The organism is Bremerella sp. TYQ1 (genome assembly GCF_020150455.1).
Classification (GTDB): Bacteria; Planctomycetota; Planctomycetia; order Pirellulales; family Pirellulaceae; genus Bremerella; species Bremerella volcania_A.
Window position 1 is genome coordinate 1,059,802 of record NZ_CP083740.1, and the last position, 15,458, is coordinate 1,075,259.

A 15,458-nucleotide genomic window follows, 5' to 3' on the forward strand; every position below is an offset into this window, starting at 1 on the left:
AGTGATTACGCCATGACCCAATTTCAAAACAAAGCATGGGCGATGCTGGTTCTAACGATCTGTCTGTGGCAGACGGGTTGTTGTACCAAATGTGGCAGCCCTTTCTGTTGGGATCGATGTGCCGATATCCCGCCGGGAGCAGTACCACAGCCTCTGGGCACGTATGCCTGCGGATGGCAACAAGTGCATACCAACGCTGCCGATATCGACAAACTAACTATCTACAGGGCAGAGTGGATTGGTGCATCGGCGGAGCTCGGGCCATTCGGAAAACGTCACTTGGCCGATCTTCCTGACTTAGCGATACGCCTTGGTTCACCGATTGTTATCGAAGTATCGGAAAACCAAGAGCTGGATCAGCTACGGCTAGCCTACATTCAAGGCATTCTCGCCAAGACGGACTTTCCCGAGCCGCAGCAATGGGTAGTGCTTGGGTACGCGAAAGCGGAACCGATGTATGGAATAGAAGCACCGAGCGTTTCGAGTACGTATCTTGGCGGCTCACAAATCAGGACAGGCAGTGCTCAGGGATTCTCTGGTAACCCTGGCACTGGCAATTCCATTCAATTTGGCTACTAAGGAGCAAACCATGATCCGAAGTTGCCAAGTACTATTCCTTGTTTCAATCGTATTAGTGACGTTGGTTGGCTGCAAAACATGGAGCCCAAAGTCACCAAGTTTGGAATCAGGCAATGCCGTCAACGTAGCAAAGCCTGCTTCGACTAAGAACCCCAAGGTAAAAGCGTGCTTGGTGACTGCTCAAACGCTTCATCAAGAGGGTCACTTTCGAGAAGCGGCATTACTGTTGGAACGAGCACGCGCCGAGGACCCGCAGGCTCATGATTACTCCAAGCAACTAGCCATCCTTTACGATGAGCTCGGCATCTCAGACAAGGCGGAAAGCGAGTTCACCATCGCTCTTTCCAAATCTCCTAACGATCCAGACCTTCACAACGATTTCGGTTTCTTTTACTTGCAACGAGGTAAGTTAGAAAGAGCAGAAGGGGAGTTTCGCCAAGCGCTAGAAATATCCCCCAGTCATCCGCAAGCGCAGACCAATCTAGCAAGGGCCCTTTTTAAGCAGAATCGACTAGAGGAAGCTTATGCAACCTATGAAAACGCGGTGGGTCCTGCCATCGCCCATCACAACATGGGTGTGCTCTTCTCCCAGGAAAATAGAGATCATGAGGCCCGATTGGCATTCCAGGAAGCTCTTAGCGTGGATCCCAAACAGGATATGTCGCGAAAGTTCCTGGACGGTCTTGATCATTTGCCCGCGCTCGCGGCGAATCGCCCAAACGTAAGAAGATGATTGACGACGATACGGCATGCCTCTGTCAGCAAAGTGACTTTTACGAAGCTACAATTGACTACGATGTGAAATTCGTAGGGCCGAACAGATTACAGATCCGTAGATCCGTTCAGGACGTCGACCAATCATCGGTTGGAAGTTCAGCGCAACTTCTTTCTCCGAAGTTCAATAAGTTCGCGTGCTAAGAATTTCTAGTCTTACTGATTGACAGCAATGTCTGCATTGGTGAGAATCAGTCTCATTAAGTGTAGCCCCTCGATGCTGAGCGCAGGGCTTGATCGCTCAAATTATCTTCCTAGGGGTGGGAAGTTTTTCGATTAGGCTTCGTCGTAATTCATTTCTAACGAATCGCATGGTACGCAATGTCCACCATTACGCCGATTCTAAACCAACTCCCTTCAGGCAATGAATGCTCGAACGACTTGCTTCCGTTGATCTACTCGGAATTGCGTCGCTTAGCTAGTTTCCGTTTGCGTAACGTGCCCAGTGGGCAAACGCTTCAGGTAACGTCTCTCGTGCATGAAGCCTATCTTCGAATAGCGCGAGGCGAAAAGAAGCACTGGGAGAACCGTGGGCATTTTTACGCCACGGCTGGCGAGGTGATGCGACATATTGTCATCGAGAACATTCGTCGCCGTAAGAGTCTCAAGCGTGGCGGTAATCTCAATCGATTTAGCATCGAAGACTACGATGTCGTTGTGAACTTTCCAAATCTTGATGACCTCCTGGATCTAGATCAAGCACTTACGAAGCTCTCGGAATCCGATCCTGCGTTAGCGAGGTTAGTAGAGCTTCGGTATTTTGTCGGGCTAACGATCGATGAAACTGCTGAGGTCCTAGAGATGTCGCCACGAACAGTAAAGAGAAATTGGGCTTTCGTCCGTGCTTGGCTCGGTCGTGAATTGGGATCGAAGGCTTAAGAATTTGACTAAGAATGGCCCCGATTGGCCGGCATTCGCGTATTACCTAGTCAGACTATTCTTTAACAGCACGCACGGATACTCGGGATGTCGATCGAGCTGGAAAAGTCCATTTTCTGTAATGCGTTGGAAATAGAACCAGTTGAACAACGCAATGCCTACGTTCGCGATGCGTGCATGGGAAACGACGAACTTCACGACGCAATTGTGGCGTTACTCGAAGAAAACGACCGTGAAAGAAATCTCGTCGACAGGCCTCTTTCGGCAATTGTTCAGCCATCGCCCAATGCTCCCAAGCTAGAGAAAAACATAGAGTGGCAGGAACCTGAGTACGCTCCTGGTACGATGATCGGTTCCTATAAACTTATGTAACTGATCGGGGAAGGGGGCTTTGGACTCGTTTTCGTCGCTGATCAATTGGAGCCTGTTCGTAGACGGGTGGCAATTAAGATCGTTAAGCCTGGTATCGCTTCGCAGCAAATCGTAAGTCGCTTCGAGGCAGAACGCCAAGCGTTAGCGATGATGGACCACGAAAATATTGCTCGAATCTTTGACGCTGGAGTCACAGAAACAAAACAGCCGTACTTCGTTATGGAGCTGATTCGAGGTGTAAGACTCGATGAGTTCTGTGACAACCATCGTTTAGATATTCGCCAGCGTCTCGAGCTATTCATTTCGATTTGTGGCGCAGTCCAACACGCTCATCAGAAAAGCATTATCCATCGAGATCTCAAGCCATCGAACATTTTAGTCACGATGCAAGATGGTCGTGCCGTTCCAAAGGTTATTGACTTTGGGCTCGTCAAAGCGATGACGTACGATCTCGTTGCCCAAACAATCTACACGCGATTCGCGGCCATGATGGGGACGCCTGCTTACATGAGTCCAGAGCAGGCTGAAATGAGTAACACTGATGTGGATACGCGGAGTGATATTTATTCTTTAGGAGTCGTTCTTTATGAACTTCTTACCGGCGAAACGCCGGTGAATTCTGCGCGCGTCAGCGGGGCTAGTTTTGATGAGTTAAGACGACTAATTCGCGATGACGAACCGCCTCGCCCAAGTACACGGGTCAGCACGATGGGAGCTGATAGCTCCGCGACAATGTCCAAAAACCGGCGACTCGACTCAGTGCAGCTTAAATCACTTCTAAAAGGAGATCTCGACTGTATCGTGATGAAAGCGCTTGAGAAGGATCGCTCACGACGCTATGTGAGTGCTGCGGCATTGGCTGATGACGTCAAACGTTACTTGCGTGAAGAGACAGTCGAGGCTCGTCCGACTTCGAGATGGTATCTCTTCTCGAAATTCGCAAGGCGTAATCGGATTGCTTTGACGACTGCTTCTGTCATCTTATTATCTTTAATCCTTGCCACAACTGTCAGCTTGTGGCAAGCCCATGTCGCATATCGAGCGATGGAGCAAGCACGGGAATACGAAATGCGTGCCAATCGTTCTAAGGAGGAAATCGAGAGCTTTACGCAACGATTGAAAAAAGCCAATTCTTTACTGGTCACCGGCGAAGCGTATGTTCAATCGGGCCATTGGGAAGAAGCCTATCAGGCTTTTACGCAAGCAACGAAGGAATCGCCTGAACACTTTTCGGTTTGGGTGGAACGTGCATCGCTACTCGCACGTCTTGGAATTTGGGATGCTGCATTTGCCGATTATTCAAAGGCAATTGAGTTGGGGGCTCCTGTCGACGGAATTGAATTTCAAGGTGTTTCCCTTTTGCTTCATTGTTATGGCGATAAGGAGGCCTGCTCTCAAATCGTTCATCAATTGGAATCTTCACAGGGAGGATTCATTGGAACAAAACTTCGTGGCCAACTTGTGGGCGAGCAAACGCGAGTTGATTTGTTGCGTGTTCTGCAGCAGGCCGAACAGCTTATTCTTGACCAATCCTCGTTGCCTTCAGGTGAGCCGACGCGAAGCTCATTAATGCCCTTTGGTGTTAAACCGTATCTCGCTGGTTGGGCACACCTGAGGCTAGGTAATATCGATCAGGCCATCGACCGTTTACAGGAATCTCATACCGATGTGCCTGACTGGCGTGGGATTGGAATTGGCTTGCCCCTTCTCGCAATTGCCTACCATCACTCAGGGCAGTTAGATAAAGCGAATGAGTCGCTGCGTCGTTCCAAAGAACTACTTGATAATTCATTAGATGAGTCGATCGAACAACTCAACGGAGCACCGCCAATGAAATGGTTTGCCTGGTTGGAATTAGTCATTCATTATCGGGAAGCGTACCAGCTCATTCATGGTGAATTGCCTCCCGTCGACCCTCGATTCCAACTTCGACGGCAAAAAGCGTTGGCGGTCTTAAATCATCGAGTTGCAATAACACCTTCGATGGAGCAGCTCACTCCGTGGATGCTAGTGGGTGAAAATAATTCTTCCGTTGATGATTATCCGTTAGTCCCAAGAACATCTCCCGTGCTGAACCCTTAGGGATGTGAATATCTCATTCGGTTTGCTGCACAGCACTATTCGGCCAAAAGTAAGCGTCCGTCTCAAGGCGAATTGAGACAAAGTGTCATCTTTCTTGTCCCTGCCGCTCCTCCTTTTTCGTATGTACTTGGCGAAAGTCGAATTTTGACTTTAGTCATTGGTAATTGCCGAGAACGAGATGCTTTGTGAAGTGCCAGAACACGTTCTGTGCTCCACACGAAAGCTCGAACAGCCAGATTCGACAGAGGTCTGCACTCTGTCGCCCTCCAGCCATGCTAGGCCCCGATACCTTTGATTCTTCGCGTTGCTTTGGCGCATCACTTCGATTCTTTGATACGAATCATTCGAAGGATCGTCAGAAGTATCGCACATCCATAATGATTTGATTCACGGAGATTTTCCAAATGTTGCGCGGCAAGCTGGCTATTCGTACTCACAAAGCGTTCACACTTGTCGAACTCTTAGTCGTAATTGCCATTATTGGCGTTCTCATCGCTTTACTTCTTCCAGCAGTGCAGCAGGCACGAGAGGCCGCTCGGCGTATGAGTTGTCAAAATAACTTACGCCAGATTGGACTCGCCTCTCACAACTTCCATGACACGATGCGCGAGCTTCCTTGTGCGGCCTATCGTGTTGAATTTGGAACCGGGGGAGGACGAGGCGACCATAACAGTCTATTCGTTCAGATTCTCCCATACGTCGAACAGCGTGCTCTTCGCGATATCTACAAAATGGAGGAGCCATTTAGCACGATCGCTGGCGATTCGTATGACTTTAGCGTCAACGGAAGTTATGTGTCGCGAACAGCTGAGGGGAACAATTTTCAATGGGCTGGAACGTCGTTGCAGCTCTTTCTTTGCCCCTCGATGCCGGAGCCACCCGGTACTTTCGGTGGAGTAACACGAGTCCTTGCCCCAAGTAGCTATCTTGCTTGTATCGGTAACCGCAGCATCAAGGGGAGTCGAATTGGTGTTCGGTCTGGCAACCCTCACCCCGACGATGGAGAAGAAATGGGGATGATCGGAATCTATAAGCATCGCAAGATGCGAGACATCACCGACGGGCTCTCGAACACGTTCATGGTTGGCGAGTCGACCTACAGCTATACGGTTGATGACGATAGCGATCCAGCCACACCGGAAGTTCGATCCGAAAATGGTCCTGCCTGGGCATGTGGTTGGGGAGGATATGGCTACGGCACCGTTGCCTACAAATTCAACACGGATACGACAACAACTCCTGCCTCGCTGCCCACCGATGCTTTGACTTATGGCGCCGCCGCGTTCCGTAGCGATCACCCAGGCGGAGGATTGTTCATCTTTGGAGATGGCTCGGTGCACTTTATCTCAGAAACGATCAACGAGCAGATCTATGTGGCACTAGGTACGAAATCATTCGGGGAAGTGACGCCCGCTGATCAGTACTAATGTGTTTGCTCCTGACCATTGATGACGAGCGAGATAGAGAAGAGAACGACTCCCATGATTACTTTTTGCCGCACTTACACATCGTCCTTCCGTTCATTGGCAGGTCTGCTGACCGTCCTGACGATCTTAGTCGTGACGGGATGTGAAGGGGAGGAGATCCCGAGTGAACCAGAAAACGTCCAACGCTACTCAGACCAGGATGCTCAGAAGTTCACCGTAGAAGACTTGGAGAATCCCAATATTGTTGGAAGGCTTACCCAAGAGCAGCGGAAGCAGATCATCAAGGATGCTCGAGCAAAAAAGAAAACCACGGATGGTTAGGGTTACTGGCAGTCTATTGGTTTTTAACGCAATTTAGTCGTAGATCCATACTAAGGAACGTTTCCGTATGAACCCGCCATCCTCAAGTATTGCCGATGCACCGGACAAAACGAAGTCTAAGGGAGCAGCACCCGGCGAGGGTAGTAAGAAGGAGCTGTCGCCATTAGAAGTATTGCGTCAAGCTGCCAAAAATTCTGAGGGGAAAAAGCCCACTGACGCCAAGCCTTCACCGAAACGGAATGCCTTTTCACGTGAAGCAATGCAGTGGACAAGACGTCTTCATCTGTACACCGGTCTATTTCTCCTGCCGTGGGTTTTCCTATACGGAGTGACCGGCGTGCTATTCAATCATCCGACTTGGTTCTCGGATACATTCCAGATGTCTTTCTCCCAGGATGCCGTTGAAGGGACATCCTTAGGGCAAATGATTCCTGCTGCCGACATCGCCAATTTAGTGGTCGCCGAATTGAATGAAACGAGTGACAGCAAATATACCTTGCTCGATCCCGAAAAGATCTCCCACGGCCGAACGGGCTTGAACGCAGCGTTCGTTGGTGCAGATCAAAAAGACTACCAGGTGTTTCTGAACGAAACCGCGGATGGCGGAACGATTCGTGAACCTCGTCGACGCAAAGGCGGAGGTGGTGGCGGTAACGGCGGTGGAGGCAACAGCAAAGAGGCAAAGGGAGAATACCAACCAAATTCCGAGCGGAATCAGGGAGATTCAAAAAATGAAAAGAGTGACGCTGACAAACCAAAGGGAAACAAAGGTGAATTGAAAACTGGTGAACAGCGGAGTCCATCGCGACGAGGGAGTCGAGCCAATGTAGCCCCATTCGCAATTGATTCTGGCCTGGAAGTCGCTGACTCGCCAATCATGCTCTTCGAAGAGGCATTGCCGACGATTCTAGCTCGAAGCGGATTTGAAGGGGCGTCCATTTCCGCGGTTTCCCTGGAACCGTTATCGTTCAAAATCAAAGACGATAAAAAAACCTGGAACGTTCAATACGACGTTGCAACAGGATCAGTTTCAGGAACGGAAGATAAGCCTGAGGAAGGCGAAGCACAGTTGTCGAGTATGTCGTTTCGGCGATACCTCCTTCAACTTCACAAAGCACGCGGATACCCAGGCGAGGAAGTCAACGTTCGATCGATTTGGGCAGTCTTCGTCGATGCAATGTCCTTCACGATGTGCTTCTGGGGAATCTCAGGCGTGGTCATGTGGTGGCAGATCAAGCGTACTCGTCCAATCGGAACTGCCCTGCTTGGCATAAGCGTCGCATTGGCCGGCATAATCGGTTACGTCATGTGGGTAGAGATGATTTCCTAAACACTGACGCACTCCTGACACAATTTGCAGTATCTCAAACTGCCACGGAAATCGATACCTATGAATCGTCTATTCGCAATCATCGTACTTGTCGCGTTTGCCTTTGTGCCAACTCCTTCTTTAGCCCATTCACTTTGGGTCTTGGTGCCTGACGGCGAGGACAACGTCGTTAAATTGTGGTACAGCGATAGCCCCGAACCTGGCCGCGCAAGCATGATTCATCGAATCCTTAAAGCGAAGGTTTACGCGGTAAGTCCCGACTCTGCTCCGGTAGCGATACCGATGAAAAAAATTGAACTGGATGAGGAGACGGCTGAGATGTCGGCTAACCTAACAAATCCGGCGAAGATGCTCGCAACGGTATGCGACATTGGCGTGAAAGAGTCACGACGACTAAAACCAGCGTCAGGAAGTGGAGTAAGCCAGACATCCCAAGCGAAAGAAAGTTCCTCTCGGGAACACAAAGAAGAACCGCCCATACGTGAATGGTATTTCTGCAAATACGTGACATCAAATGCCATTAAAAACAAAGACGCTGATAAGGCGTTCGAGCATCTTTCCTATCGCTTAGAACTTATCCCACGATTAGAAGGAAGCACGCTTGTTATTGCCGCTTATCTTGATGGAGAACCAGCCAAGCAGCTAAGTGTTTCCATTACAGATGTCAAAGGCGAACGGCAGCGTTTATCAACTGACGAAAACGGCATTGCAAAGTTAGATGGAGTTTCCAAAGGCCGTTACGCCATCAGAAGTAAAACCTTACTGGACGAAGCCGGGAAAGTTAACGGAAAAGAGTATGCCAAGACGGCTCTCGTTAGCAGTCTTATTCTGGATATTGAGTAGGCTCGTTAAGAAAAATTGGCTTTGCAAATGGGCAATTCCAGGTCTTTTTTGCGACGGCGAACTAGACAACTGTCCAAGATACGAGTTCTGTTGGGAAGTCGTGTCTTTCGCGCCAATTACGTTGTGCCGTAAGCTCCTCTGACTTCGCGAGATCTGGATCCGACCAACTCTTTTGGTCGGATCCGTTGTGGGTTATCTAAATAGCTAACATGAGTAGCCTGTAGAGTTAGCGAACTTCATTGGCTCTGTTGAGCATTTTTTGCAAGACTTAGAGCGATGCGGTGAGGCCATCATTGCACGTGCTGACACGCCGCAGTGTTTCCATGTCGATGGTTTCGGGAATGAACCTGGTTGATCCATCACCTAGCATTCCTAAGATCCCGCCAGGGTGGAATGAGTTGAGAATGGTGTTGTTCTCGTACGGTTGGCTACTCGATGATGAAGTCTTGGTGTCGTAGTTAATTTGCCAACGTACGGTGGTCAGACCGGTGTAGTAATAATTGTCAGAACTGCTGGTAATGGAACTCACGGGGTAATTTGCTAGTTGCCCGGTCCAACCACCCCCGTAGTTAGCTGCGATGACTTCGTTCCCAACCATCGCAGACTGTTCAGCAACAGCCAGACTATTCGAGGTACCGTCAGTAGCATCTCGAAACTTCGTCACTTGACCTGGCCGAAGCATGCCAGTTCCCGCTGCGTATCCCCTGGAAGTTTGCTTGACGACATCAGTGCGGCCCGCAGGATCTGGATAGGCTCCAGCGATGCCGACATAGTGATGCATCATTCCTGCTTTGTCTCCATCGGCAGGATTATTAAGCCCGCCAGGTGCGGCAACTAAGGGATCTACTGGGCTAGACGGACAGATGTAACCGTCGATAACCAACCCTTCGAGGACCAAATTGCTTCCAGCGAATGGAAAGCTACGGTACCCGCTAAAACTTCCAGTTTCGAAGTCAAGTTGATCAAACAGAGCATTCTGTTCGAGAAACGGCAAGATAGAAGTTCTCCAATTCACCCCTGACAAATTGGGATAGGTAACTGTTCCCGCACGTGCTCCATAGGGGAACGATCCAAACGTGTCGTGGTAGTTATGCAGTGCCAATCCCATTTGCTTGAAGTTATTAGAACACTGCATCCGTCGCGCTGCCTCACGGGCCTGTTGGACGGCTGGCAAAAGAAGCGCAATCAAAACACCAATGATCGCTATGACAACTAAAAGTTCTACGAGAGTAAATGCGTGACGACCGTTTCTCATGTCATTGACCCTGAAAAATGAAACAGAAGCTTGAATAACGGATCTTGAATAGCATGGATGGAGAAGAGAGATCCCCCGTGGGATATTCTGAATCTACTGATATTTGATGGCGTGTCAAGAAAATTTACGCAAGGAGGTTGTAGATCTTTTGGGAATCCGTAACGCGGTGGTGCTCGCTATCGATTGGGCAAGGGATCGGACTAGAGCAATTCTACGAGTCGGCCACTTATCGACTGATTTCTTTTTTGAGGGCAAGCAGCGGCAATTTACAATGAGTCTTCAAATTTCATTGGACTGCGAGAAAATGATTTATGATTGCCCGCATTAGTGCTTCACCCGTGATTCTTTTGATCCTTCTTTCTGCGCGTGTCTTCGCGGCGGATCAAGCTTCGCAAAGTGCTTCAGAGATCCGCTCTACGACGAGCGAACTTCCTAACATTGTCATCCTTCTTGCAGATGATCTTGGTTGGAATTCGGTAGGTTATCACAACGAAGAATTTCAGACGCCTAACATCGATTCGTTGGTTGCCGAGGGAATTGCACTTAATCGGTTCTACGTAGCTCCAATGTGTTCTCCAACACGAGCCGGCATGATGACGGGACGCTATCCGATTCGATTCGGTTGTGCCCGGGCAGTGATTCCTCCCTATCGCGATTTTGGTATGCCAACGTCGGAGGTGACGCTTCCGGAGATGTTAGCAACGCTGGGCTACGAGAATCGCGGGATCTTCGGCAAATGGCATCTTGGCCATCGACGTGCCAAGTGGCACCCTTTGAGCCAAGGCTTCACTCATTTTTACGGCCACTACAATGGTGCTATCGATTACTTCGAGCTTTCACGAGACGGTGTTCGTGATTGGCATTTAGGGTACGAGACGTCCAGTGAACAAGGGTACGCAACGGATTTAATTGCTAACGCCGCTGCCCAATGGATCAGGCAGTCTGCGACGTCAGATTCTCCTTATTTCTGCTACGTTCCGTTCAATGCTCCGCACTCCCCATTTCAGGCCCCTGACGATGCATTGAAAAAGTACGTGGATGCCTCGGAAGGGAACGGCCGTGGAGCAACGAAACGCGATATCTACAAAGCAATGATCGGGCGAATGGATGAAGGTATCGGCACCATTCTTCGAGCTATTGATTCAACGGGAGAGTCGGACAATACGATCGTCTGGTTCTTTAGCGACAACGGCGGCGTAGGGAATCTCCGTGATATCAACAAGCCTTTGAAGGGATCAAAACTGACCGTTTTCGAGGGCGGAATTCGCGTGCCAGCATGCGTTCGATGGCCTGCAAAAATTGAAGCAGGGATTAGCTCCGACCAGGTAAGTGGTTACATCGACGTTTTACCAACGCTTGTCGCCGCGGCCGGTGGTCAATGTGCCTCCCTAACGAATAACACGATCGATGGCATTGAATTGATCTCCCTTTTCAATTCCGAAGACTCACAAACGTTGGACAGACCATGGTATTCGTATCATGGGCAATCTGGTCCCAAGTCAGAGCATTTGGCTATTATTGACGAAGGATGGAAGCTGGTGGTCAATGGTCCGCAGTTTACGGACATTAAGCAATTAGAAAGTGACACTCATCGAGTTCGTTTGTACCATCTCGCCCAAGATTTATATGAAAAGAAAGATCTCGCGAAACAGAAGCCGGGAAAGGTTCACCAATTGGCAAAGCAATTGATCGAGTTTCGCGCACTCCAACCAGAGGACGCCATTCCTGCCTATGGAATTGGAAAGGAAGGTTTCATTCCCCCACCTTTTTGGAAGTTAGATCCCGACAGCCCGGAACAGTTGGTTGGCACCTACAAAGATTCCGATTCCAACTAGACTTCGTTGTTGCCAGCTCGCGTCCCATTCAATGGACTAGCTACTCAACGTAATCGGTAACTCCCCCGTCAAAAGCATTGATCAATGAGTATGATGTTTCGAAATTTAGTTTTTGTCTTGATGACTGTTTGTTCCGTCGCTCACACGTCTGACTTGAGTGCACAGCAAGCAAAAAAGAAAACACCACCGCCATTCAAATGGGTCAACCCGACTCGCAAGCTACCGACAGGCGTTCAGCATGGGATTTTTCAGAGTCCCTCAATGAACCAGGCAGTAGGTTACTGCATCTACCTGCCTCCGTCATATGCATCGGACATCGATCGTCGTTATCCCGTCGTGTATTACCTGCATGGTGGTCGTCCCGGAAATGAAAACAAAAGCGTCGGTCTGACAAACTACATTCATCGCTACATGACGGATGCGAAAACACCGGAGATGATCTACGTTTTCGTCAATGGAGGGCCAGTGAGTCATTACAATCTAGCCGATTGCATGAATGCGATGGGTGAGGATGTCTTCGTGAAAGAGTTGATTCCATTTATTGACCAGAACTACCGCACCATTGCGAATCGCGAAGGTCGCGGTATTGAAGGCTTTTCACAAGGGGGCCGGGGCACCACGCGGATCATGTTCAAGCACCCAGAACTGTTTTACTCTGCAGCTCCAGGCGGGTCCGGATACGCAACGGAAAAAAGAATTTCGGAAGATAACGGACGAGAGAACCCCAGTTTGGTGTTTGCACCTGGCGACAATGCCTGGGATCTGGCAAGGAAGTATGCGGACACGAAAAAGCCACCACTACGCATCATGCTGCATGTCGGTACCGAGGGATTTAACTACTCCAATAATCTTCAGTACATGGAGTTTCTGCAGTCCCTCAAAATTCCCTTCCAGCGAATTATCGTTGACGGAGCACCGCATAGTGCTCAAAAGATATACGAAAAACGTGGCAAAGAAATCGTTGAGTTCCACGCTGAAAGCTTTCGGCAATCAGGGGCTTTACCGGCTAAGTGAATTGCCCAATCGGTTCAGCCCGGTATTTGCAATTCGGCACAGCGCAATGTAAACGAATGGCGACAATTTAATCAAAATGTTTCATCGGAGGTGAAGTACACTTGATGGACTGCTTGGTTCGCTAGACGATACGAATCCCCTTTCGATGGTGGAAGTTGATACCGAGACCTGCTCAGCCAAGCGGCGGGTGACCACCTAAGTGAAACAGTGCATCAATCCAGTCGGAACGATCCATTAGGTACGACGCTTTAAGCGTGACATGTAATGCCAACGCCGGACAATTCGTCAAATAGATCGCATGCATTCGTTGTCAAAGCACGCAGCTTAGTCTTGTCTGCAGTGAAGACGAATATGTTTCAGATGAAGCATGTTTGGATATGGCCAATCTTGGCTGCCGTATTTTTAGCGACGTTAGGCTGGGTTCTGCGGGGTGTCCTCGAGAAGTCGATTCGCGATGAACTAGCCTCCGAATTGCAGATGCTTTTAGAAACGGACGTTACTGCCTTACGAATCTGGATGCGATCGCAAGAGGCGAACGCTGTTACAGAGGCTAACGATATACAAGTCGCCGCATTAGCCACTACGCTTATCGATTTTGCCAAAGAGGAAGGAATTCGCCAGATCGATTTGTTGCGACGGCCAGAGCTCGATGACCTGAGAGAAGAACTGCAGCCGACCCTCGAAGCGCAAGAATATAACGGTTTTATAATCGTCAATTCAGATGGTCTTGTTGTGGCTGCAGCTCGAAATGATCCTGTCGGTCGTCCAGCCGTTTTCGGTTCTACGAATATTGCCCTGAAACGAGCTTTAAATGGTGAACCGACTGTTGCGTATCCGACGAAAAGCCAAGTCCTTCTGCCAGACTCCCAAGGAGAGTTACGAGCAGAGCGACCTACGATGTTTGCCTTAGCTCCAATCGAGAATAAGGACGGGCAAATCATCGGTGCATTGGGACTTCGGATCGTACCAGCCGAGGAGTTTCTACCTATTCTTAGCGTCGCGAGATCTGGAGATACGGGCGAAACCTACGCGTTTGATGATAGTGGAATCATCGTGTCTGAAAGTCGCTTTGATGCGGAACTGAGGCAATATGGACTACTTTCGGATCATGAAAACTCCATTTTGAACTTATCGATCCGAGACCCAGGCATCGATCTAACTTCAGGCAGAAGATCAAATCAAGTTCGCTCGGATCTGCCACTTACGAAGATGGCCACAGCAGCAATCGATGGTAAGTCGGGCGTCGATGTGGCGGGCTACCATGGTTATCGAGGTGCACAAGTCGTTGGTGCATGGACTTGGCTGCCAGAATATGGGATTGGCGTCGCAACAGAGATTTCAGTTTCGGAGGCGTTTCGATCCCTCACGATCCTGCGAAACGTATTCTTTAGTCTACTAGGGTTACTAGCGGTTGCCGCGGCGATAATTTTTGTATTCACTTTGCGAATCGCCAAATTGCAGTCCGCGATGCGTCAGGCGACATCGGAAGCGCGTCGCTTGGGGCAGTACACATTGGACGAGAAGCTTGGAGAAGGTGGCATGGGGGTTGTCTACCGTGCTCATCACGCTCTGCTGCATCGACCTACTGCGGTGAAGTTTCTTGATTCTGAAAAGAGCGATGAGCAATCCATCGCCCGCTTTGAACGAGAAGTACAGCACACTACTCAGTTGAACCATCCCAACACGATCGCCATCTACGACTATGGTCGGACCGAAGATGGTGTTTTTTACTACGCAATGGAATATCTGGACGGGCTGAATCTGGAAGACCTGGTCCAGCTTCACGGTGCGCAGCCAGATGGTCGTGTGGTTTCGATACTTCGTCAAATTTGTGCATCTTTGCACGAAGCTCATTCCGTTGGCTTGATCCATCGCGATATTAAACCTGCGAACATCATTGTGAATTCCAGGGGTGGAGTGTTTGATCTTGTCAAAGTGTTAGACTTCGGCCTTGTAAAATCGATCGACTCCAAAAAGCAGATATCGATTACCCAGAATACTGGAATTGTGGGAACACCCTTGTACTTGTCGCCTGAGGCGATACAGGATTCCAGTTCCGTCGATGCGCGAAGTGATCTGTATGCTGTCGGCGCAGTGGGCTATTTCCTGCTCACAGGGAGCCCTGTTTTTGACGGCAATGGCCTATTAGACATCATCAAGCAACATGTTGATTCATCCCCGTTGCCGTTCAGCGAGCGATCCGAGCATTCTTCTTCCGCCGACTTAGAAAAACTGATTCTTCGATGTCTCTCCAAAGATCCACACGAGCGGCCACAAAATGCGCGACAGCTGAGCAAGGAATTGGCGGCTTGTTCTGTTGAGCAGTCATGGACGGAAGCCGACGCAGAGACCTGGTGGCAGCGAAACAGGCCCACTTCATTAGATCGAGAGTCGATCTCGACCAGCGACGGCCATCTAGAAGTAACTGTCGAATTACCTAAATAGGTCTTCGATTTGTTGGAAAACGTTCGAACGTATGCTTTTGATCGTTTTCAACGTACCTCACCGTTTGCGCAATTGCTGAAGTGAGATTCTAGGAATGATTCCGTTTGAGCAATATCGTTTTCCCATGAACTTGCGAAAACTTCTCATGCCAAAGATTGAAACACCAAATCTCTCCGCGGTATTTTAATTTCTATTAGGCCGCCGTACCGTCTTGGCCCAGGACTTCGTGAAAAGGAAGCTGGATTTAGGCATTCTCCTAAACAAACACACCACGCGAGGACGCTCGTGGATTCCTAATCCTC

General features: G+C 49.4%; 13 protein-coding genes. 12 read left to right on the forward strand and 1 reads right to left on the reverse strand.

The window, feature by feature from the left end; genetic code table 11:
• Nucleotides 1-12 precede the first annotated feature (12 nt).
• The 9 genes from LA756_RS03865 (at nt 13) to LA756_RS03905 (ending at nt 8,607) form a co-directional block, all read left to right on the forward strand.
• Nucleotides 13-579, forward strand: coding sequence for a hypothetical protein (locus LA756_RS03865; protein WP_224438565.1), 567 nt, complete (start codon nt 13-15; stop codon nt 577-579).
• A gap of 172 nt (nt 580-751) precedes the next feature.
• The gene (locus tag LA756_RS03870) at nt 752-1,312 is read left to right on the forward strand and encodes a tetratricopeptide repeat protein (protein ID WP_224440471.1); all 561 of its coding nucleotides are present in this window, start codon (nt 752-754) and stop codon (nt 1,310-1,312) included.
• A gap of 362 nt (nt 1,313-1,674) precedes the next feature.
• Nucleotides 1,675-2,232, forward strand: a complete 558-nt coding sequence (locus LA756_RS03875; protein ID WP_224438566.1) for a sigma-70 family RNA polymerase sigma factor — start codon at nt 1,675-1,677, stop codon at nt 2,230-2,232.
• An 87-nt stretch (nt 2,233-2,319) separates the two neighbouring features.
• Nucleotides 2,320-2,604 carry a hypothetical protein gene (locus tag LA756_RS03880; protein ID WP_224438567.1) on the forward strand — a complete coding sequence of 95 codons (285 nt, stop codon included), beginning with the start codon at nt 2,320-2,322 and terminating at the stop codon, nt 2,602-2,604.
• A gap of 3 nt (nt 2,605-2,607) precedes the next feature.
• Nucleotides 2,608-4,686, forward strand: coding sequence for a serine/threonine-protein kinase (locus tag LA756_RS03885; protein WP_224440472.1), 2,079 nt, complete (start codon nt 2,608-2,610; stop codon nt 4,684-4,686).
• 404 nt (nt 4,687-5,090) lie between these two features.
• Nucleotides 5,091-6,113, forward strand: a complete 1,023-nt coding sequence (locus tag LA756_RS03890; protein ID WP_224438568.1) for a DUF1559 domain-containing protein — start codon at nt 5,091-5,093, stop codon at nt 6,111-6,113.
• A gap of 54 nt (nt 6,114-6,167) precedes the next feature.
• On the forward strand, nt 6,168-6,434 hold the full coding sequence (locus tag LA756_RS03895; protein WP_224438569.1) for a hypothetical protein: 267 nt from the start codon (nt 6,168-6,170) through the stop codon (nt 6,432-6,434).
• 379 nt (nt 6,435-6,813) lie between these two features.
• Complete coding sequence (locus LA756_RS03900; RefSeq protein ID WP_224438570.1) at nt 6,814-7,764, forward strand: hypothetical protein; 951 nt, start codon at nt 6,814-6,816, stop codon at nt 7,762-7,764.
• A gap of 60 nt (nt 7,765-7,824) precedes the next feature.
• Nucleotides 7,825-8,607, forward strand: coding sequence for a DUF4198 domain-containing protein (locus LA756_RS03905; RefSeq protein ID WP_224438571.1), 783 nt, complete (start codon nt 7,825-7,827; stop codon nt 8,605-8,607).
• A 268-nt stretch (nt 8,608-8,875) separates the two neighbouring features.
• Here LA756_RS03905 and LA756_RS03910 read toward each other — a convergent pair whose 3' ends face one another.
• Nucleotides 8,876-9,862: a DUF1559 domain-containing protein gene (locus tag LA756_RS03910; protein WP_224438572.1), complete on the reverse strand. Its 987-nt coding sequence runs from the start codon at nt 9,860-9,862 to the stop codon at nt 8,876-8,878.
• Nucleotides 9,863-10,173: 311 nt separating this feature from the next.
• Between LA756_RS03910 and LA756_RS03915 the strand changes: the two genes are divergently transcribed.
• From LA756_RS03915 to LA756_RS03925, 3 genes are all read left to right on the forward strand, one after another.
• A complete protein-coding gene (locus LA756_RS03915; protein WP_224438573.1) occupies nt 10,174-11,697 on the forward strand; it encodes a sulfatase-like hydrolase/transferase in 1,524 nt (507 codons plus the stop codon).
• A 261-nt stretch (nt 11,698-11,958) separates the two neighbouring features.
• Complete coding sequence (locus tag LA756_RS03920) at nt 11,959-12,711, forward strand: esterase family protein (RefSeq protein WP_224438574.1); 753 nt, start codon at nt 11,959-11,961, stop codon at nt 12,709-12,711.
• Between the two features lie 387 nt (nt 12,712-13,098).
• On the forward strand, nt 13,099-15,156 hold the full coding sequence (locus LA756_RS03925; RefSeq protein WP_224438575.1) for a serine/threonine protein kinase: 2,058 nt from the start codon (nt 13,099-13,101) through the stop codon (nt 15,154-15,156).
• Nucleotides 15,157-15,458 lie beyond the last annotated feature (302 nt).

What these genes read in the sequence shown, in the direction of transcription:
- LA756_RS03865 (WP_224438565.1), top strand. Translation starts at nt 13, where the DNA reads ATGACCCAATTTCAAAACAAAGCATGGGCGATGCTGGTTCTAACGATC.
- LA756_RS03875 (WP_224438566.1), top strand. Translation starts at nt 1,675, where the DNA reads ATGTCCACCATTACGCCGATTCTAAACCAACTCCCTTCAGGCAATGAA.
- LA756_RS03880 (WP_224438567.1), top strand. Translation starts at nt 2,320, where the DNA reads ATGTCGATCGAGCTGGAAAAGTCCATTTTCTGTAATGCGTTGGAAATA.
- LA756_RS03890 (WP_224438568.1), top strand. Translation starts at nt 5,091, where the DNA reads ATGTTGCGCGGCAAGCTGGCTATTCGTACTCACAAAGCGTTCACACTT.
- LA756_RS03895 (WP_224438569.1), top strand. Translation starts at nt 6,168, where the DNA reads ATGATTACTTTTTGCCGCACTTACACATCGTCCTTCCGTTCATTGGCA.
- LA756_RS03900 (WP_224438570.1), top strand. Translation starts at nt 6,814, where the DNA reads ATGTCTTTCTCCCAGGATGCCGTTGAAGGGACATCCTTAGGGCAAATG.
- LA756_RS03905 (WP_224438571.1), top strand. Translation starts at nt 7,825, where the DNA reads ATGAATCGTCTATTCGCAATCATCGTACTTGTCGCGTTTGCCTTTGTG.
- LA756_RS03910 (WP_224438572.1), bottom strand. Translation starts at nt 9,862, where the DNA reads ATGAGAAACGGTCGTCACGCATTTACTCTCGTAGAACTTTTAGTTGTC.
- LA756_RS03915 (WP_224438573.1), top strand. Translation starts at nt 10,174, where the DNA reads ATGATTGCCCGCATTAGTGCTTCACCCGTGATTCTTTTGATCCTTCTT.
- LA756_RS03920 (WP_224438574.1), top strand. Translation starts at nt 11,959, where the DNA reads ATGAACCAGGCAGTAGGTTACTGCATCTACCTGCCTCCGTCATATGCA.